Annotated in this window: 16 protein-coding genes; 10 read left to right on the forward strand and 6 right to left on the reverse strand. The window is 62.6% G+C overall.

The features are described from left to right. Window positions 1-19: 19 nt before the first annotated feature. Both AC1DNE_RS19995 and AC1DNE_RS20000 read left to right on the forward strand, forming a co-directional pair. Complete coding sequence (locus tag AC1DNE_RS19995; RefSeq protein WP_476841164.1) at window positions 20-1,834, forward strand: recombinase family protein; 1,815 nt, start codon at window positions 20-22, stop codon at window positions 1,832-1,834. Window positions 1,835-2,479: 645 nt separating this feature from the next. Beyond that, window positions 2,480-3,787: a hypothetical protein gene (locus AC1DNE_RS20000; RefSeq protein WP_476765587.1), complete on the forward strand. Its 1,308-nt coding sequence runs from the start codon at window positions 2,480-2,482 to the stop codon at window positions 3,785-3,787. An 81-nt stretch (window positions 3,788-3,868) separates the two neighbouring features. Here the strand turns inward: AC1DNE_RS20000 and AC1DNE_RS20005 are convergent, their stop codons facing one another. The 6 genes from AC1DNE_RS20005 to AC1DNE_RS20030 form a co-directional block, all read right to left on the reverse strand. Then, window positions 3,869-5,188, reverse strand: a complete 1,320-nt coding sequence (locus AC1DNE_RS20005) for a DNA cytosine methyltransferase (RefSeq protein ID WP_476765588.1) — start codon at window positions 5,186-5,188, stop codon at window positions 3,869-3,871. Window positions 5,189-6,186: 998 nt separating this feature from the next. Beyond that, window positions 6,187-6,498, reverse strand: a complete 312-nt coding sequence (locus AC1DNE_RS20010; protein ID WP_476765589.1) for a hypothetical protein — start codon at window positions 6,496-6,498, stop codon at window positions 6,187-6,189. A 471-nt stretch (window positions 6,499-6,969) separates the two neighbouring features. Then, window positions 6,970-8,775 carry a Na+/H+ antiporter NhaA gene (gene nhaA / locus AC1DNE_RS20015; RefSeq protein WP_476765590.1) on the reverse strand — a complete coding sequence of 602 codons (1,806 nt, stop codon included), beginning with the start codon at window positions 8,773-8,775 and terminating at the stop codon, window positions 6,970-6,972. A 70-nt stretch (window positions 8,776-8,845) separates the two neighbouring features. Further along, window positions 8,846-9,511 (reverse strand): trimeric intracellular cation channel family protein, encoded by a 666-nt coding sequence (locus AC1DNE_RS20020; protein WP_476765591.1) that lies wholly within the window; start codon window positions 9,509-9,511, stop codon window positions 8,846-8,848. A gap of 94 nt (window positions 9,512-9,605) precedes the next feature. Continuing rightward, complete coding sequence (locus AC1DNE_RS20025; protein ID WP_476765592.1) at window positions 9,606-10,886, reverse strand: M20 family metallopeptidase; 1,281 nt, start codon at window positions 10,884-10,886, stop codon at window positions 9,606-9,608. An 84-nt stretch (window positions 10,887-10,970) separates the two neighbouring features. Then, entirely contained in the window at window positions 10,971-11,726 is a 756-nt protein-coding gene (locus AC1DNE_RS20030) for an SDR family oxidoreductase (RefSeq protein WP_476765593.1), read from the reverse strand. A gap of 165 nt (window positions 11,727-11,891) precedes the next feature. Between AC1DNE_RS20030 and AC1DNE_RS20035 the strand changes: the two genes are divergently transcribed. The 8 genes from AC1DNE_RS20035 to AC1DNE_RS20070 all read left to right on the forward strand — a co-directional run bounded on the left by AC1DNE_RS20035 (window position 11,892) and on the right by AC1DNE_RS20070 (window position 19,199). Beyond that, window positions 11,892-12,656 (forward strand): helix-turn-helix transcriptional regulator, encoded by a 765-nt coding sequence (locus AC1DNE_RS20035; RefSeq protein ID WP_476765594.1) that lies wholly within the window; start codon window positions 11,892-11,894, stop codon window positions 12,654-12,656. 352 nt (window positions 12,657-13,008) lie between these two features. Then, window positions 13,009-13,419: a DoxX family protein gene (locus AC1DNE_RS20040; RefSeq protein WP_476765595.1), complete on the forward strand. Its 411-nt coding sequence runs from the start codon at window positions 13,009-13,011 to the stop codon at window positions 13,417-13,419. A 50-nt stretch (window positions 13,420-13,469) separates the two neighbouring features. Then, window positions 13,470-13,979 carry a sugar dehydrogenase complex small subunit gene (locus AC1DNE_RS20045; RefSeq protein WP_476765596.1) on the forward strand — a complete coding sequence of 170 codons (510 nt, stop codon included), beginning with the start codon at window positions 13,470-13,472 and terminating at the stop codon, window positions 13,977-13,979. A gap of 9 nt (window positions 13,980-13,988) precedes the next feature. After that, window positions 13,989-15,623, forward strand: a complete 1,635-nt coding sequence (locus AC1DNE_RS20050; RefSeq protein ID WP_476765597.1) for a GMC family oxidoreductase — start codon at window positions 13,989-13,991, stop codon at window positions 15,621-15,623. Then, entirely contained in the window at window positions 15,620-17,035 is a 1,416-nt protein-coding gene (locus tag AC1DNE_RS20055; protein WP_476841165.1) for a c-type cytochrome, read from the forward strand. Before AC1DNE_RS20050 ends, AC1DNE_RS20055 begins: the two co-directional genes overlap by 4 nt. Window positions 17,036-18,068: 1,033 nt before the next feature. Next, entirely contained in the window at window positions 18,069-18,419 is a 351-nt protein-coding gene (locus AC1DNE_RS20060; RefSeq protein WP_476765599.1) for a hypothetical protein, read from the forward strand. Between the two features lie 43 nt (window positions 18,420-18,462). Further along, window positions 18,463-18,801 (forward strand): hypothetical protein, encoded by a 339-nt coding sequence (locus tag AC1DNE_RS20065; protein ID WP_476765600.1) that lies wholly within the window; start codon window positions 18,463-18,465, stop codon window positions 18,799-18,801. Next, entirely contained in the window at window positions 18,798-19,199 is a 402-nt protein-coding gene (locus tag AC1DNE_RS20070) for a hypothetical protein (RefSeq protein WP_476765601.1), read from the forward strand. Before AC1DNE_RS20065 ends, AC1DNE_RS20070 begins: the two co-directional genes overlap by 4 nt. Window positions 19,200-19,256 lie beyond the last annotated feature (57 nt).

Raw genomic sequence — 19,256 nt, forward strand, 5'->3', positions numbered from 1 at the left:
CCGGGTGAACGAGGGTGTCATGCCGAAGGCCTATTCCTACGTCAGATTCTCAACACCTGAGCAGGCCCGCGGGGACAGCCTGCGACGCCAACTCTCAAAAGCGCATGAATGGTGTGAGAAGCGCGGCCTCGGCCTGGATGACAGCCTTCGCGACCTGGGCGTCTCGGCGTTCAAAGGCACACACTCGGCTATCGGCGCACTGCGGTCTTTCTTGGACCGAGTAGAAAGCGGCGAAGTCGAGCGGGGATCGTACTTGATCGTTGAAAGCCTCGACCGGCTTTCGCGCGAAGCCGTTTTGGATGCCGCCGCTCGTCTTTTCGATCTCATCAGGGCGGGCATCACCGTTGTCACGCTGACTGATGGTCAGGAGTACAGCGAAGAGCGATTGCGAGCCGACTGGACGCCTCTCATCATGTCCATAACGGTAATGGCTCGGGCCCATGAAGAGTCCCGGATCAAGGGTGAACGCGTCGGTGCTGCATGGGCTCGCAAGCGCGACGTCGCGCGTTCCGAGGGGGTACCTATAAGCAGTCGTTGCCCTTCGTGGCTGCGCCTGGTCGACCGGAGCTACGAAGTAGTCCCCCAACACGTCGAAATCGTGCGTCGGATTTTTGAGCTGGCAATCGAAGGGTATGGGCAGAGAGCTATCGTAATGCGCCTGAACCGGGATTCGATTCCGATCTTTCGCGGCTCAAAGAAATCAACAGGCGGTTGGCAAACCTCAACCATTCGCCGTGTGCTTACCTCTCGGACAGTGCTTGGAGAGTACCAGCCTCACACCGGCTCTCACAGGGCAGGGACGTGGAAGCCTGAGGGAGAACCGATCAAGAACTACTATCCGGCCGTCGTCACCGAAGATGACTACTGGCGCGCCCAGCGCTCGCTCGGAGGGCGTCGGGCTGGCGACGGCTCTCGAGGCGTTGGTGGCCGTCGCGGCAAGGGAGTCTCTCATCTCTTGATTGGTCTTGCCAAATGCACCCGCTGCGGCGGTGCCATGCACTTCATCAACAAGGGACGGCCCCCAAAGGGGGGCACATACTTCGAATGTTCGACTGCACGCCGCAAAGCCGGGTGTGAGAACGATCAGAGGTGGCGGGTCGATCAGGTCGAGCAACGGTTGCTCCGGGGACTGACATATCTCGATGTGAACGCGACGTTGACAGGGGATCGCCGTTCCGATCAAGGCGATCATGTTGCCGTTCTGCGCAGCCGCCTCACAGATGCGGAGCGACGCAGGGACCGACTGCTAACCCTCGCCACGGACAGTAATGATGATGCCGCCGCCGCCCGCTTTGCGGTCGTTGCCTCGGAGGTTAAGGTTCTCCGGAAAGACCTTGAGCGAGCCGAATCCGAGCTTGCAAAGGCTGCTGCGGACCCCGGGCTCCGAGCGCGGATGGCCAATGCCATTGATTTGGCAAAGGCGATGGCGGAGGCTGACGGCGAGGAAAGGACGGCGATCCGAGTTCGCTTGGCGGAACAGATGCGTTCTCTGATCCACGAGGTCCGCTTTGACCCCGAACTGGGTGCGCTCGCCATCCTGACACCTCAGCCTAGTATAGCACCGGAAGAGATTCCTTGGGTCGTTGGCTCGCGTGACGCTGTGCGTTGGCGCATCTGGCTCGACGGCGATCCGCAGGGGATGGAAATTGAGGACGAGCCAGACAACGGGCAGCGTCCGTTCCAGGTCTTCGGGGACAAACTGGCGCCGCGACAGCCGACAACACCTGCGTCGGCACCCACGCCTAAGGTCGCGGGCGACGATCGACGAGTTTCACCGCAACGCGCCCTTCTGAGGCCAGTACTCCGAAAAGCGCGAACACCTGCAAGTTCCTGAACTTCTATCCCTGCGGAGTCCGGACCAGGCGCGGAGACTACAATATCGTAGCGTTCGCCGGGTCGGTCGATTTCAGCGTGTCAGAATAGGCTGCTGCGAAATGACAGCCACCCCGTTGACCGAAACGTCGCGGACTATCCGTCCGTTGATCGTCACTTCGGTGGCGATCGAGCATCACATGCGCGCTGCCCATCAGTTGCGAAGAGCCGTGATACGCATGCCCCAAGGTCTCGGCTGGCTCTGCTGTTGTTGCGCAGGATAGCGCGCGCCGACGTCGCCGGACTGGCAGCCAGAGCCGAGGCCTCTCCGGAACCACATCTCCTGACCAAACCCCGCCGACCTAGCTTCGCCATGGAAAGTTCGGATTTCGAACAAACCCCTTCGAGATTCAAAGGAGCCTTGGTGTCTCCGATTAGGTCGCGTGACAATTCAATTTCAGATAAGATGAGCATGGTCAAGCAGTTACGGGATTCTGTCCCGTTTTCCCTTATTATAATTGGGAAGGTCCATTGACGGGCGAGCCGTTCAGCCGAACCCTCTAACGACAGGACCGCGCCGGGGCTGCAAACCCTTATGGCGCGGTCCTTGATCGGGTTGGATGAGGATGACGATGACCGGGGGCTCCGCGTCCGTCAAGCAATGCTCATGAGCATCGCTCCGGAGGCATTCGAATGGTTGAGGCACGAAACCTACGCCCATGCGCGAACCTGCGGCGACGCCGCGCGGCAATTCGAGCCGTTGCGCGCATGGTGCGCGGCGCGCTTGGCGACCTGGGTGTCCAGCCATCCTGAACGCGCCGAGATGCCCACGGGCCAGCTTCAGGCGACGGCCGCAGGCGTGGCGCGGTACGTCGCCGAGAACTATCGGCCGCACCGTCGCCGTGCCGCGCCGCGGCGGACCCGCGATCATCGGGCAGCGGACGAGCTGCTGATCACGGACTTCCGCGACGTCACCAGAAAGCCGAGCGTCCGAAACGTTGCGGCCGTCGCCGAGATGTCGAAGAGCAAGGCCGGACGTCTCCTCGCCCGGCAGGGTTTTGCACCGGGGAGGGCGGCGAAGGCCACGACGCTCAAGCCAACCGTGCGTCGGGTCTTGGACGTAGTCGAGCAGGCACTTGGCCGCGAGGGTGATCGCTCCTTCGGCCTGGACGACCTCGCCGAACAGCTTTGGCCGCGGACGACCCATGATGCTCTTCGACGCCAGCATCGCAAGCGTGTCCGGGACGCGCTCCGCGAGATCGCCGCCGCCGGGCTGGGTTTCCACGCCGAGCTTTCCACGACCCATGCAGTGATCCGCCGTGGACGTCGGTGGAAGCCGGGAGAAGGAGCCGCCGCACTCGCGGACGCTTCCAGCCGACCCTTGCGGCCCCTCCACATGGTCCTGGCCGATCCTGCCGTCGGCGGACCGTTCTGGTCCTCTCCCGAGATACGCAGCATCGTCATGGCGCTCCGGGTCGCGAGCGGCGAACGCCCGCCCTTCCAGGACCTTCATTTCTACATCCGGGCGCATGCGGACATTCGGATGATCGATACGTCGCCTCTGGCGCGCTTGCTCCTGCGCGCGTTCGACCCGTGCAACGGCGACGATTTCGCGGTCGAACAGATGTGGAGGGATTCCGCGCGGCTCCGACGGGAGGACGATCCAGTCCGAAAGCAACTCGGCTCGGATCTGCACCACATGTCGAACACCTTCATCCTCTTGCGCGAGGACGGCCGCTGGGGACGATGCGCCTACGATTGCCTTGGGACCGTGCTCCGGGAATTGGGGACACGGCGCGGCGCCGATCTCGCAGGCCAGCAACGCATCGATCACCTGCGAACGATTTTCGACCAGCTCTGGCACGACGATCCCGAGGCGGACGTCAAGGCCGCTTTGGCGCTCTGCAAACGGCTGGCCGAACAGGAGGCGAAAGGGCATTGGCAAGCCCCGGATTACTCGGACGCCCCATGCTGACCGGGGCGCCCATGATCATCGCGCGACCGGCGCTCGGCTTCGCAACCCAGCCCAGCTACGCCGCCCGACCACGCTGACGGCTCAGGTCCTTTCCCGGAGGCGCTCGGTCAGCCTCCGGAGAGTGGTTGGAGACTGATCCACCCTATCGTCGAAATCGTCGTTATTCATTGTGACGAGGGTACGAAGGGACGCCCGCCACTCGGCATGAAGGCCAAGCGCGCCGAGCAGATCGGAACGCACCGTCGTGCTCAGGTTCATGAACTTCTTCGTGCGTTGAAGGAGGACGCGCTCAGCGTCGGGATCGGCGAGGACGCGCCCCTTTAGGATGCGGCGGGCACGGTTCAGGTGGCTGCACCGGTTCCGGAGCGTAGCTCCGACATACCCCTTTTTTACGCTCAGCCATTCGATGAAGCCGATTTCGAGTTTCCCAATGCTCTCGCCTTGGTGTCGAGCGAGGATGGCGCGGCCGATGGCTTCAGCAAGGGGGACCGGCACTGCATTCGCGATCATCACGTCCCTGTCCTTCACCGTCGTAGCACCGCTCCAGTCCCATGAAGCGGGAAATCCCTGTAGCTGCGCGAGTTGCTGCCAACTCAGCGACGGAATCCCCTTGGCGGGAGCCAGATCCTTCTTGTGCGGATCGTATCCGGGAGAGGCACGATCACGGGCGCTGCGGATGATGGTTGGGCATGGGTCATCGATCGAACGAACTCCCTGACCGCCCTTAAACGGGCGCATGAAATACACCCTCGTGCGCTCTGGGTGTCCGCCTCCTGGGTGTACCCCCACATCATCTCCAAGGATGTCGCGGACGGATGTTCGCGGCGCTTCCTTCGGCTTCTCCAAGGTTGCGTTCAGGAAGCCGTCGACCTCCCCGATCCTCCCCACGACGATGAAACGTGTCCTCTTTTGGCCGGCGCCATGCTGGCTGGCATCCAGGAACATTTCCGACAGGCCATAGCCTGCACGTCGGAAAACCGACTTTGCGCGCCTCCAAGCCGTTGAATCCGCCGCATTCTCCACGTTCTCGAACAGAAGCCATTCCGGCCGGACCACGGCGATCAGCATAGCGAAGCCCAAAGTCATGTCCGCCCTTTCGCCCTCCTCCTGCGCTCCCGCCGGAGAAAAATCCTGACAAGGTGGCCCGCCAGCTATCATGTCGATCGCCATCGGCATGAGTGTCGGCACGAAATTCAACAGGTCGCCGAGGTTCGACGATCTTGCGTGATGTCCCCGCAGGCCGGATGGCGGGCGAAGCAGTGTCGCCTTCTTGGGGAAGTTGTCTCGATAAACGGCCAAGGCCTCCGCCCAGGTATCGTAAGCGGCTACGATGTCCATTCCGGCGCGCCGCAGGCCGAGCGACAGCCCGCCCGCTCCGCAGCAAATTTCGACGACTTGCATACGTCTCGATCCCCAACGCCAGTGTCACGAATAAATTCGTGATGGGTGGCCTTGGCCGAACACTGCGACATCGCTGGTGGAGACTAGCTTAATGCCACTGTTTCTGGGCGGCGTCGCAGATAACAACGTGCCGATCGATCCCGTCTGATCGGTTCCCGGTCGGCTGCGCAACCCCGACCAGCTTCGGCGTCCGGGAACCGATCAGACTGGCGTCGGAACTCGGCTGGCCCCGAAAGCAAGATGGGGTGGCCTTACGGCCACCCCATCCCTCGGTCATCCGCCTAGTCGGCGGCCGACTTCCTGGCGAAAGCAAACCGGTCGAGACCGAATTTCCTTTCCTCAACCCAATCACGGGCTTCAGAGCCGCCTATGCCTTCAGAGCCACCTGTTCGGCGGTCAAGGTCAAATCTGCGTTCGCAGATGAGCGCTCGCTTGTTTCAATCCACCCTGCCGAAGCAGGGACAGGAAACGGCCCGTGGGCCGTTTCCTGAACCGCCTGTTCGGCGGTCGACATCCTCGCCGAGGCGGGGAACCCCCCAAAGGGGACCGATCACAGGGAGAAGCGGCCGAGGCCGTTTCTTTTTCCTGACCCCCAAGAGGGAGTGATCACATCCCCGCGTGAGCAAGGAATAACCCTGCGTATGCAGGGAACGCTTGGGCTACTCGATGCTAGCGGTTCCGTACGTAATCGCCCTAAGAGCTCCTACGACATCGGATGACCCCTGCGAATGCAGGGAACGCTCGCTTTCGCCTTCAACGTATCGGCGGCGTTGCCGCCGTCGATAGATAAATCCTGGATCGATACCCAGATGAAATCAACATCGAAAAGAGAGTCGTGCTTAATAAGGTCTTTTTGACAGTAAACTGTCGCAATGTTGCATAATAATCCCAAGTCGGCACTTTAAGATCATCATGCAACATCAATCTGCAAGACCTGAGACGCGAACAGGGCCGCCGGAGGCCGCCCCGTTGGTTCATTCCCATGATTTCGAGCTCAATTAGGCTGCCCGGATCGCGCGATATCTCACAGCGTCATCGAGCACTGCCGCGGCAGCCGCTTCTGCAAGGTCCTGAGCTTTCGAAAGGGAGGGAGCGTACCCGCTCCGCACGATCACATCCCCATCGATGTCGTCATCCCATTCACCGATCATCCACCACCAGCAGTCCTCAGCCTCAGGTCCGACTTCCAGGCTCGCGCTGATCGTTCCGCTGGGCAGCTCCGCGCTCGCTTCCGTGATGTGGCGACCGTCATCGGCATTGCACCATCTGCCGATGTCTACGCCGGGTCTGATCTGATGAACCGTGCCCATTTCGTCGTCTCCGATCGCGGCGGCCTGCCGCGACGCTTCTCATGCCGGGATCTGGCGCCTCCGGGAGCCCCTGACCTCCGACCAGAGTTAATGCCCCGGGCGCAATGCTCGGCTCAGGCCCCCAGGGGACTCACATGCCAGGCAGGGGCGACCGCGACACGCCCGGATCGTTCGGACAAGCCGAACTCGCCAGGCGCGGGACTTTCCGGAGGCGAGGACACCAACACGGATCGCGCACCAACGTACGAGTGCGACCCAAGTGAGACATTCGCGGCGCGCTGACCGATGTCGATGGGTGGCCCATTGCCGACGTTCGGAAGGTCTGTTTTCGGGCGGCCCACAGAAGGCCCGGAGACGCGCTTCTTCCGGTGTCTCCTCGTCGAGGACAAGAAACCCGCTAATCGGGAAAGCGCGGCACGCCCCCCGGGGCCCGTATCGACGAAGCAGTGATATCTTCTTAGCCCGCCCCGCCTACTCTTGACTGGGCGATTGGGCGCTCCAAAGAAGGAGTGCCCCCGCGATCCCCGCCACCACCGATGCCGAAAGAACCGCAATCTTCGCCGCTTCGAAGTCCCTGTAGAGCGGGAAAGCCTGACCGGCGATAAACAGCGACATGGTGAATCCGATGCCGGCGAGGATGCCAGCCCCGGCAAGTTGCCGCCAGGAATACGTGTCAGGCTTTTGAGCGATTCCGACCCTCACGGCGAGAGCGGACGCGGTAAAGAGCCCGAGTGGTTTACCAACGACCAGACCAGCCATAATCGCAACCATGAGTTCACCATGCCCAGCCAGCACATCCGCATTCAGCGCGACCCCGGCATTTGCGAGGGCGAAAATCGGTAGCACCACGTAGCTTGACCGTGCCCCGGCGTGGCGGAGAAGACGATCGGCTGGAGATTCCAGTCGGTTGTGGATTGTATCGAGTGCGCGCAACGCCGGAAGTGATGGGCCATGATGAAGCACCTCGTCACCGCGGCTCGTCTCCCTGCGCAGGATGGAGTTGGCCTGCATCGTCAGGGCGGGAAGGTTGGGTGGCGGTCGTGTCGGGATGAACAACGCCAGCAGGACGCCTGCGAGCGTGGCATGCAGTCCGCCCGCATGAACGAAGGCCCACAACAGGATGCCGACGATCACGTAGGGGGTCACGCGGTAAATATGCGATCGATGGAGAAATCCGAGCGCGATGACCGCAGCCACGGCTGCGATAAGATACCCGATCTGAAAACCACTGGAGTAAAAGAATGCGACCACGAGGATAGAGCCGATGTCGTCCACGATCGCGGCTGCCGTCAGAAACACTCGAAGTTCCAGGGGAACCCGGCGGCCCATCGCGGCCATCACCGCGATTGCGAAGGCCGTATCAGTGGCGATCGGCACGCCCCACCCGTGCTGCCACTGGCCGGGCGAGATGATGGAAAGATACAGAAGAGCCGGAGCCACCATGCCGCCGATCGCGGCGGCTATCGGCAAGGCAGCCGATCGTCGGTCCGCCAGATGGCCCACGGTGAATTCGCGTTTTATCTCGAGACCAACGACCAGAAAAAAGATCGTGAGCAAACCATCGTTCACCCACGCCAGCAGTGACATGCTGAAACTCCAGCCGCCCAGCGCGATGCCAAGCCTCCACTCCCAAAAGTCTGCGAATGCTGGACCAAGGGGTGAGTTGGACAGGGCGAGCGCCAGCAACGTTGCCACCAGCAAAAGCACGCCAGCGGAAGGTCCCCAGCGCACGAACTGGAACGCGGCGACCCGCACCCGATGCCCCATCTTGTCGAGCATGGCATCGCTGAGGGAACTCTCGTCCCATGGTCCCTTATAGCGTCGGCCATTGATGAAGAAGGTCGGAGTTAGCTCTACGCCGCTCGCTTTTGCACTCTGTTCATCGTCGTCGACACGCTGATGCGCGTCTTTCGACTCTTCCGACGGGTCAATACCAGCGGAAGCGGCGACCCTGTCGAGATCGCCTTCAGTTAGCGCGTCCGAGCGCGACATGAGATCGACATGGACCTTCCAGAATTGGTCGCGATCCGCCTGCTCCGCCAGCTCGGCGGCGCGCCAAGCGAGATCGTTGCCCGGAAGCGGACGATGGCGAAAGACGTAGCGCATCTGATCGTCGAACCGGTCGCGAAGTTTCGCGATGACGTCATCGACGGCGCTGCAACTCTCGTTCGCGTAGCTGCCATACTCGACCAGCGTGATCGGCGCGTTTCCAGGGCCGAGGACATGATCGCGGCTCTGCTCGACCGCAGGGGTCAGGTAGTCAGCTTCTGCGCCCATTTACATCTGCCTTTGTCGGCGTTGCCTGTCGGATCCCTACGTTCGGTCATTCCTCATGCGCATCGACAGTTTAGCGCCGCTTCTTGTTCGAGGTGTCCGCTTCAGCGCGCCCTCTTGCAGAGAGGCGGGCGACCGGCAAATGCCAGCCACGTCTGATGGCCATGAACCGAAGGCCGAAGCAGGCGGCCGCTCCGGCCAGCGCTGAGACGCCATAGGACAGGCCGACCATATCGCCGATAACCACGAGGGACGCGGCGGTCAGGGCTGCGACGGCGTACAAATCGGAGCGCAAGACCTGCGGAACCTCTGCAAGCAGCACATCGCGCGTCATGCCGCCGCCGATGCCGCTCAGCATGCCCAGAAGCGCGGACATCACCGGATTCAATCCGAACTCGATGGCCTTGTGCGCACCGACGACGGCGAAAAACGAAAGTCCGACCGCGTCGAACAGGAGGACGGGGCTACGCAGCTTGTGGACGCCGGCATACCAGTAGAAGGTGACGAGCCCGGCCAGGACTGAAACCAGCAGATACCGCCAGTCCGTCAAAGCGGCCGGTGGAATGGCGCCGATCAGCACATCCCGGGTGATGCCGCCAACATTACCCGTCACGAACGACAGGACCAGGATGCCGAAGATGTCGAGACGGCCATTGACCGCGGCAACCGCCCCGCTGATCGCGAAAACGAAGGTGCCGCCCAGGTCGAGAAGTCGCACGAGGGTCTCGATGGCGATCATGCCGGTCCCGCCTGCTAAAGCCTGCCGCATTTAGACGAACGCACCGAACGGCATTCGAAAGAGACCGATCTCAGGTGCAATCGGGCAAAGCAGTTCATTTTGGTGTCGCGCCGAGCCAAGCGAGCGCGCCGACGACCAGCGCCTCGACGCCCGTTTCCAGCGTGGGATGGAGTACCGGGGCGAATTGCGGACTGTGATTGACCGGCAGTTCGTTCAGCTTGCCGGCCGCCTTAGCCTCGGCATAGACCTTGGGATCGTTGCCCCCCACGAACCAGAACACTGATGGCACCTGCCATGCGGTGCCGAAGCAGCCGAAATCCTCGCTGGCCGGTGCGGGACCGGTATGCTTCACCCGGTCGGGCGAAAAATGGCCGCGAAACGCTGCGGCGATACGGTTGCTGGCGGTTTCGTCGTTGACGTTCAGCGGATAGCGGTCGAGCGGCGTAATCTCGGGCTTGCGCGGCGCGCCAGAGGCTTCGGCCTCGGCATTGACGATCCGCTCGATGGCGGCGAGCACATGCTTGCGCACGCCTTCGTCGAACGTGCGCACATTGAGCTTGATAACGGCGTCGTCGGGAATGACGTTCTCCTTAGTACCGGCCTGCAACACGCCAACCGTCACCACCGCCGCGTCATTGGCGGCAACCTCCCGGGACACGACGGTCTGGAGCCGCAGCACGACGGCGGCCGCCATGACGACGGGATCGATGCTGGCCTGCGGCATCGACCCATGCGCGCCTCGCCCGAACAGGCGGATTTGCAGGCTGTCCGCCGCCGACGTGATGGGCCCGGCGCTGCCGGCGACGGAGCCGGAGGGACCGACCATGACGTGCTGGCCCAGGACGACATCGGGCTGCGGGAAGCGCTTTAGCAGGCCATCATCGATCATCGCCTGGGCGCCTTGAGCAGTTTCCTCGCCAGGCTGGAAGACGGCTAGCAACGTGCCCGTCCAGGCATTGCGCGCCTGCGATAGCAATGTCGCTGCCCCAACCAGCCAAGCGACATGCATGTCATGACCGCACATATGGCCCACTGGGACGGTATTGCCCTCTCCGTCCTTGGCAGTGACCTTGCTGGCATAGTCCAGTCCGGTGTTCTCCGCGATTGGCAGCCCATCCATGTCAGCGCGCAACATCACCGTCGGCCCCTCACCGTTGCGAAGCACTCCGACCACGCCCGTCTTGCCCAGGCCGGTCGTCACCTCGAAGCCAGCCTTTTTGAGCGTGTCTGCGGCGATCCCGGCGGTTCGCGTCTCCTGCATCGATAATTCGGGGTGGGCGTGGACATCCTTGTAGAGTGCCTCGAGATCGGGCAGCAGCTTGTTCAGATCGCTCAAGACAACGGATGCGCTGCCGGAAGTGGTGTGCTCGGCCACGGCGGTCTCCTTCCTGTGCTTAACCGCGGATCGGCCGTTCCTCGCGGGGCATTTTTCGCCCCTGGGAGCTGCACGGCGCCGGGTTCAGTTTCGCTGCATGTCGCCATCTATCGGCATGATCTGACCGGAGATCGACTTGGCGGCGTCGGAGGCAAGGAAGACGGCCAACGCTGCGATGTCCTTCGGATCCACCATGTACGGGAGCGACTGGTTCGCCATGGCCTCGGCCTCGATTGCGTCGAGCGATTTTCCCGTCGCATCTGCACGGGCCTGGAAGACCTTCTCGATCCGCTCGCCATCGACGGCACCGGGCAGGATGGCATTCGCCCGGACGTTATGAGCACCGAGTTCCATCGACAGCGTCTTCATGAAGCCGATCAGGCCCCATTTCACCGTCGCATAGGGGCTCCGGTTGGGGTAGCCGAAACGTCCGGCCACCGACGACATGATCACGATCACGCCATTCCCCGACGCGATCAGGGGCGGAATCGCGGCTTTCGTGACTAGGAAGGTCCCGGTCAGATCGACTTTCAGAACCGCTTCCCACTGGTCCGGATCGACATCTTTGACCGGAGCGGTCGGCCCGGCGATCCCGGCATTGTTGATGAGGATATCGATACCGCCGAGTTGCGACACCGCGTCAGCGACCATCGCGTTGATCTGGTTGCGGTCGCCGACATCGCATAAGCCGGTTTTCAGCCGCGGAAGCTCTCCTGCCGTGGCGTCCAGCGTGGTCGGGTTGATGTCACAGGCATAGACGCTGTCGCCGGCGGACAGGAAGGCCGCGGCGATCTCCTTGCCGATGCCCGAAGCACCCGCCGTGACCAAAACCCTGCGCATGACGTGCTCTCCAAATCCTGCGGACACAGAGTATCGGAGTCCGACGGTCGACAGGCCACCGACCTGATCAGAGGATGTCCCGGGAACCCACGCGTCCGTGACGGACGGAACAATTTCGGGCTCAAAATCGCTTCTTTCGACTGCCTTAGTGGCGATCGAAGTCGTTTGGAGAAATGGCCGATGTCAGCGTTTCCCGCCCTTCCATCAGATGCATTCAAGGTCGCAGCGCAAGGAATCGTGTCCGCACTTGCCGAAGCCGGGAACTGTGCCGAACTCGACCACATTTTCGCGGGCCGGATCCAGGGGCTGGGATACCATAGCGCCGGCTATCTGCGGGTCTTCGGCGAGGGCCAGTTCCACGAGGCCGGATGTCTCTTCGGGCGGACGATGCCCGGCTGGGCCGAACGATACCAGAGCCAGCACTATGCGATCGACGATCCCGTCGTGACGGCGGCTTGCCATATAAGTGGAGCCTTCACGCTCAATGAGGTTGCGGCTCCCACACGCCAGGGCGCAACGATCCTGGCGGAAAGTCGCAAGCATGGCTTAATTGACGGCTTTTGCGCGCCGATCCGCGCCGGATACGATGAGGTAGGCTTCGTGCTCCTGGGAGCTGATCATCTGCTGGAGCTCGCCGATTATGAGCGTTTCCTTCTGCACGGCATGTGCGAGGCCTACGCGCATGTCGGTCTCTCACTTCATCTCGCGCACACCGCGCCACCGTCGCTCACCCGGCGCGAAGCCGAATGCCTGAGATGGGTTGCGGTGGGACGCAGCGACCCGCAGATCGGAATGATCCTGGGCCTGTCGCCGAACACGGTCCACGCTCATGTCGAGGCGGCGAAAACGAAGCTCGGCGCCAATTCTCGCGCGCAGCTCGTCCTCCGCGGCGCGATGGCGGGCATCCTGAGCTCGGACCCTTCGCGATAGGCAATGGTGCCGCGCTCCTCACTTCCGATGAGTGAACTCACCCGATCAGGTCACTACCGCGTCACTGCTGCAAGTCCGAAGCTGGACTGGTCCAAGACACGTCTGGATGCTGGCAGACATGGTCGGAGGCCTATGTGAAATGGTCTGAGATCGATTTCTGGGTCCCAACCGTGTTGATCTCCGGCGCTGCTGAGGAATCCGGACGTGCGATCGCTTGTGCGTCCGCTCGCGCATCGGTTTTGTTCGGCAACGTCAATCCGTGAGAGGCCACCGCGAGCGATATCGCCGCGGCGTTCGGGAAGGCAGATGTAAGCAACAACTTTTGGGTTGAGACCATCGTCGGAGCTTTTTGATGATTGATACAACCACTGCGCCCTACGCGATCCTGCTGTTGCGGCTGTGTCTCGGCCTGATGTTTATCGCCCATGCGATGTTGAAGGTCCGTGTCTTCACGATCCCGGGTACGGTCAGCTACTTCGTGTCGCTCGGACTACCAGGCTGGCTGGCCTATGTGACGATCGTGGCGGAGCTGGGTGGAGCGGCCTGTCTCATCTTGGGCATATATCCGCGTTACACAGCATTGCTTCTCGTACCGCTTGTACTCGGCACGATCGTCATGGTGCACGGCAAGAAGGGCTGGTTGTTCAGCAATGCCGACGGTGGCTGGGAATACCCGGCGTTCTGGACCGCAGCACTTTTTTCCGTTTTTCTCTTGGGTGACGGCGCAGCAACCCTACTATCTTCGCCGTATTTTGGATTGTGACGAGCCGACGAAATGCCTCGATTGCGCAATGCAATTTGTGGGAGCTGTTCGTGGAAAACCTTATCGATCCGCTTCAACCGCCGGCTTCCGGCCGTCGTCTGTTTTTGTTTGGCGTCGTCTCAGCCTATACGGCGTCGTTGATCCCTTGGGCACTGGCCCAGCAAGTGGCGAACGTAGACAAGGCCACGTTTCTGGCACTGTCGGCGATCCTGGCCGGCCGCCAGTCGCTCGATCCGACACAGGCCGAGCATCTCCATGCGGCGCTTCTCGCTGATGACCCAGGATTTCCAGCGGCTGCAAAATCGCTCCTCGACATGATCGAGCAACGCAAAATCGATCCGATGCAGTTGCAGAAAACCCTGGATGACGAAAAATCGCCGGTGGCATCGTTGCCGCCGCGAATCCTGACGGCGTGGTACTTGGGCATCGTTGGAGACGGGGCCAAGGCACGCTGCCTGGCCTTTGAGACGGCGCTCAACGCACAAGCCGTTGCCGACATGCTCAAGCCTCCCACCTACGCCTATGGCGCCTACGGTAGTTGGGCCAGACAGCCGATCTGAGGACACATCATGGCCGACGCGCTGTCAGCGGATTTCGTCGTCATCGGTTCGGGGATTATCGGCTCGCAGGTAGCGCGCAAGCTCGCGCTCTCCGGTGCGTCGGTGATTATTCTCGAAGCCGGCCCGCGCGTGACACGCGGCGAACTGGTCGCACGCTTCCGTAATTCGCCGCGCCGCAGCGACTGGATGTCGCCTTATCCGTCCGCGGCCTGGGCACCGCACCCAGTCTATCAGCCTGAGTCCAACAACTATCTCATTCAGGCTGGGCCCTACCCCTACCCCGCCGAGTATATTCGACAGGTCGGCGGCACGACCTGGCATTGGGCGGCGCAAGCCTGGCGCAACGTGCCCAACGACTTCAAGATCAAGAGCCTCTACGGCGTCGGTGTCGACTGGCCGATGAGCTATGACGATCTTGAGCCCTTCTACCAAGAAGCTGAGGAGATCATGGGCGTTTCGGGCGCGCCCAATACCGGCTCGCCTCGCAACAAGCCCTTCCCGATGGAGCCGGTCGCGGAACCATTCGCCATGCGCCGTCTGAGGGAGCGGCTCGTCTCCGAGTATCCGGTCGTAAGCAACACCACGGCGCGCAACAGTCGCCCCTTTGACGGGCGGCCGGCCTGCTGCGGCAATAACTCGTGCCAGCCAATCTGCCCGATCGATGCGCAGTACCATGGTGGCCTGGCAGCGCAGGCTGCTGAAGCGGCCGGTGCAAAGCTGCTTCCGAATGCCAATGTCTACAAGCTTGAACATGACGAGAGAGGCCTGATCGCGGCGGCACTTTACTACGACCCCGACAAGGGATCGCATCGGGTGATGGGCAAGACCTTCATCGTCGCCGCCAACGGCATCGAGAGCCCGCGTCTGTTAATGTTGTCGGCCAGCGACAAGTTTCCGAACGGCCTGTCCAACAGTTCCGACATGGTCGGCCGCAATCTGATGGATCACCCGAGCACCTCGCTGACCTTCGACGCCGACGAGGATGTGTGGCTGGGACGAGGACCGCAAAGCCCAAGTTCGATCAACACCATGCGCGACGGCGCGTTCCGCTCTGAACACGCGCCCTACCGGCTCGATTTCACCAACATCTCGCGCGTCGACGGCGCGACGAAGAGCCTGATCGCGGCGGGCGTCTACGGTGCGGAACTGGAGAAGCGCCTGCGCTACAGCGCGGCCCGCGAAATGAATGTGAAGAATGTGCTGGAAGTGCTGCCGGACCCCGAGCACCGGATCACACTGAGTTCCGAGAAGGATGCGATGGGGATTCCGAAGCCCGAGGCGCATTATGCGATCGCCGACTACACCAGGCGCGGTCACGAGCGCTCCCAGCAGGATTTTAGCCGCATCGCCGAACTGATGGGCGGCACCAACCTGCGATTCAGCAAGGATGGCGACTTCGCGAACAACCAGCATATCTGCGGCACGCTCAGCATGGGCAACGACCCGAAAACCTCGGTCTGCGACCAATGGGGGCGCGCGCACGACCACGAAAACCTCTTCCTTGCCAGCACCGGCGTGTTGCCGACGTCCGCGACCTGCAATTCAACGGAAAACGGACTGGCGGTCGCCCTGCGCTCGGTCGCCCATATTCTGGGACGGAAGAGCGCCGCGCTCGGCACGCCTGCAAGCGGAACGAAGACATGAGCCGCGCGATGGGCCTGCTCGTTCCCGGCTTCGTTCTCGCCCTGGCGCTGTCGGTTCCCAGTGCGGGCATCGCACAGCAACCCACCCGGGTCACGGCAGATCAGATCGCGCGCGGAAAATACATGGCCACGGCCTCCGACTGCGTGGCGTGCCACACCGCGCCTGGCGGCGCGCCCATGGCCGGCGGCCTCGCCCTCTCGACCCCTCTCGGCGCGATCACGTCGACCAACATCACGCCGTCGAAGCAAGGCGGAATCGGCAATTATACGCTGGAGCAGTTCGACGCCGCATTGCGCAAGGGCGTGCGTGCCGACGGCAACCAGCTTTACCCGGCCATGCCCTATACAGCCTATGCGCTGCTGTCCGACGATGATGTCGCCGCCCTCTATGCCTATTTCATGAACGACGTGAAGCCGGTCGAAACGCGCCCGGTAAAGACGAAGCTGCCGTTTCCGTTCAACATCCGCCTGTTGATGGCCGGCTGGAACTTGGTGTTCCTCGACAAGGGGCCGTTCAAGCCGAATCCGGCGCGGGACGCCGAATGGAACCGTGGCGGCTATCTGGTCCGCGGGCCGGCGCATTGCGGCACCTGCCACACGCCCCGCAATCTGTTGATGGCGGAAAAGCCATCCAGCGAATTGGCCGGCGGCGAGGTTGGCTTCTGGCGCGCGCCGAACATCACCTCCGATGCGAACAGCGGCGTCGGCGGATGGACCGTGGAGGACCTGATCGCCTACATGCGTGACGGCCACGCCACGGGCAAGAGTCAGGCGGCCGGTCCGATGGCGGAAGCGGTTGACAACAGCTTGCGGTTCCTGACCAGGGACGACCTGAAGGCGATCGCGGTTTACCTCAAGACTGTTCCGCCTGTGCGCGAGCGGGCCGACACGAAGCCGGTCTTTGCCTGGGGCGGACCGTCGGACGACCTGGCGAGCATCCGCGGCGTGGCGCTGCCCTCGAACCCGGACGCCATGAGCGGCCCGCAGCTTTACGACGCTTATTGCGCAACCTGCCACCAGGCGCAGGGTCAAGGCAGCTTCGAGGGCAGCCTGCCGTCGCTGCTGCACAACACTGCGCTGGGCCGTGAAAACACCAACAATCTGGTACTGGTGATCCTCGAAGGGCTGCGGCGGCAGCCGGACGTATTTATGCCGGGCTTCGCCAAGGAGCTTTCCGATACGCAAGTCGCGACCCTAGGCACCTATCTGATCCAGCATTTCGGCAATCCTGCCGGGAAGGTTACCGCAGCGCAGGTTGCCGATTTGCGGTCCCGTAATCCGTCCGTTGAGTGGCTCGTCTGGGCTGCTAGAATCGGTCTTTTCATTGCTGGGTTGGTTATCGTTGCAGCGCTGGTCTACCTGTTCGCAAGACGCAGGCGCTCAATTGAAAGGCCGCATGAAGTGAGAGGGTGAGAATCAGAATGGCGCGGCCGGGCACGCGAAAATGAGTGACCTATTCTCGTCGTGCCGCACCGTACCGGCTGGCTGCTCGCAGATGGCGCGCTGCACAAGGTCGATCCCGCCACCGGCAAGGCAACCTCCGTCGGCAAGATCACCGGCATTTTCGTGCGTGGCGCGTGACATCGCAGTCCTGCCGGCTATGTACTAGCGCTGGAGTATTGGACGCTCGCCATCCGGCGGGCGTCCCAATCACTTCTCACCGGGCAATCCACTGTTTCAAATGTCGCCTTTCTGGCAAACGAACGATGTCGGCTCTTGGCGCGACCCAGCCCCTTCGGCCGGCCTGGAGGAACGTCAGCAGACCACCCATCTCCGACATTCGGCAGGTCCGTTTCCGGAGCGGCTGCTTCACCACGCGGAGGCGGACAAGCGGGCAATGGCGCGTTCCGCCGTGCGCATGGCCTCAATCAGGGACTCTCCTGCATCAATTTCGTCGTCGTGAAGCCATCCCTGGTGAATAAGTCGTGACGCGAACCCGGTCCATCGCCCAGATGCGCTGCGCCTCAGACGGGCATGGGCGCAGTATCCGTGCGTGAGGACTGTCAGCCACCAGCTATCGCGACCGCCGTTCCGCCATCGAGTTTCACCGGCGAGCTCTTCCCTATCCGCCCTTGCGACCGGGTCCTGCGCTGTCCAGGAGGGTCGGATGCTGCGTTCCGCCATGTCTTGCTCTCCTGCCGTAACATCGTTGTGTCGATGCGACCTTCCTGGAGAGCTCCCCTGGACTTGGGAGCCCCCGACCTGGAGCCAAGGTTAAATATCTCGCTGGCGTCGTGGTCGGTCTCGGCTTCCACAGCTTAAGCCCGTCTCCAATTCCACCGGCATCCTCTCCGCGCGGCTGAAATCACTACGGGTTGCTGGAATTCCGCCGGCGCCGGATTCTTAGGAAGCCAGCCGTGGTGATTTCGCCTTCGGCTCATCCCCAAGCTGGCAAGGGGACGGGAAACCCGCCCCCGTTGACCCCCACCCGAGGAGGACGACGACCATGACGGATAGCAAGCCCGAGCCGCTCAATGTCGGTGCGATCTACGAACAGATCAGGCGTCGAATGGCTGACCCGATGTACGTGCAGATTCGGCAGAAGGTCGAGGCGGTCGTTCGAGGCAAGATCACGCCGGATCGGATCACAGGCTCGACGACCGTTCGTCTCGCCGTTGGCCTGATCCTCGATGATCTGCCCGCGACGAATCCCGACCTTCCCGACGATCCCGCCGCCGCTCGAAGCTGCCTGGACGAGATTCAGACGGCGGCCGTTCGTGACCTCCGACCGATCTTCTCCCCCCTCTGGCATGAGCTCCGGATCAATACCGGGCATCGCCCGGCTCGGGCGCTCTGATGAGCGGTGTCCGCAGCAGCGAGTCCCGAGGAGGCCGACGAACATGATGTACGCGGATAATCTCGTGACCTCGGGCGTCGGCTCACCTGTGCGAATCGGCCATGCGGCCCAGGTAGAGGGGTATGGACTGCTCCTGGACGCTGTCTGCGTCGGTGCGGCGCAGGCGGCCGATGGCTCTCCGGTTCACGTCTGGGTTTGCGTAGCGAGCGACCCGAAGGACCCTACGGAACCTTTGCAGGCTTATTGCGGACTCATTCGCACCAACGCTCGCTTGGACATCCATGCCGAGGAAAATGATGTCTGCGACCAGATGATCGCCTATCTGGATCGCCTTGGCCCCGATCTTACGCGGATCTGGCGCGGCGCGAGGACCGTGCAATGAGCAGCGCCCGCGCCAGCGAGTCCCGAGCAGCGGGCCAAGTATTCGTCCGCCTGCGCTCGGAACTTTCTGTCGCTCTCGATGCAGCAGCGGCGGAAGCCGGTCTTTCCCGCGCTGGCTGGGTCCGTCGCGAGCTTGCTCGCGCCCTCCCGGAAGGCAGTGAAGCCGCTCCACTGCCGCCATCGCCGCCGCGCCGACCGGTCACGATCCCGGCTGCCGACCTCGCCGAAGTCTCCCGTCTGTCGGCGTCGCTCTCGCGAACCGGCGGCACCGTGGTCCAGCTTTGCCGGGCGTTCCGGGAAGGTGGCCATCCCCTTCACGCCGACGCCGAAGCCGTGCTCACCGAGCTCCGGGCTACTCAGGCCGAAGTCGGGCACCTGGTCGCCCGATTGGCAGGTTGACGTGATCGCAGGCTCAACCCGAGGCGCAGGCGGCCCCGCACTGGCCCGCCATCTTCT

This window comes from Allobosea sp. 05L423 (assembly GCF_056397745.1).

Bases quoted from the DNA above. Each gene is read 5' to 3' on its own strand.
- AC1DNE_RS20000 (WP_476765587.1), top strand. From the start codon at position 2,480: ATGAGCATCGCTCCGGAGGCATTCGAATGGTTGAGGCACGAAACCTAC.
- AC1DNE_RS20065 (WP_476765600.1), top strand. From the start codon at position 18,463: ATGATGTACGCGGATAATCTCGTGACCTCGGGCGTCGGCTCACCTGTG.
- AC1DNE_RS20050 (WP_476765597.1), top strand. From the start codon at position 13,989: ATGGCCGACGCGCTGTCAGCGGATTTCGTCGTCATCGGTTCGGGGATT.
- AC1DNE_RS20040 (WP_476765595.1), top strand. From the start codon at position 13,009: ATGATTGATACAACCACTGCGCCCTACGCGATCCTGCTGTTGCGGCTG.
- AC1DNE_RS19995 (WP_476841164.1), top strand. From the start codon at position 20: ATGCCGAAGGCCTATTCCTACGTCAGATTCTCAACACCTGAGCAGGCC.
- AC1DNE_RS20070 (WP_476765601.1), top strand. From the start codon at position 18,798: ATGAGCAGCGCCCGCGCCAGCGAGTCCCGAGCAGCGGGCCAAGTATTC.
- nhaA (WP_476765590.1), bottom strand. From the start codon at position 8,775: ATGGGCGCAGAAGCTGACTACCTGACCCCTGCGGTCGAGCAGAGCCGC.
- AC1DNE_RS20060 (WP_476765599.1), top strand. From the start codon at position 18,069: ATGACGGATAGCAAGCCCGAGCCGCTCAATGTCGGTGCGATCTACGAA.
- AC1DNE_RS20010 (WP_476765589.1), bottom strand. From the start codon at position 6,498: ATGGGCACGGTTCATCAGATCAGACCCGGCGTAGACATCGGCAGATGG.
- AC1DNE_RS20030 (WP_476765593.1), bottom strand. From the start codon at position 11,726: ATGCGCAGGGTTTTGGTCACGGCGGGTGCTTCGGGCATCGGCAAGGAG.
- AC1DNE_RS20020 (WP_476765591.1), bottom strand. From the start codon at position 9,511: ATGATCGCCATCGAGACCCTCGTGCGACTTCTCGACCTGGGCGGCACC.
- AC1DNE_RS20055 (WP_476841165.1), top strand. From the start codon at position 15,620: ATGAGCCGCGCGATGGGCCTGCTCGTTCCCGGCTTCGTTCTCGCCCTG.
- AC1DNE_RS20005 (WP_476765588.1), bottom strand. From the start codon at position 5,188: ATGCAAGTCGTCGAAATTTGCTGCGGAGCGGGCGGGCTGTCGCTCGGC.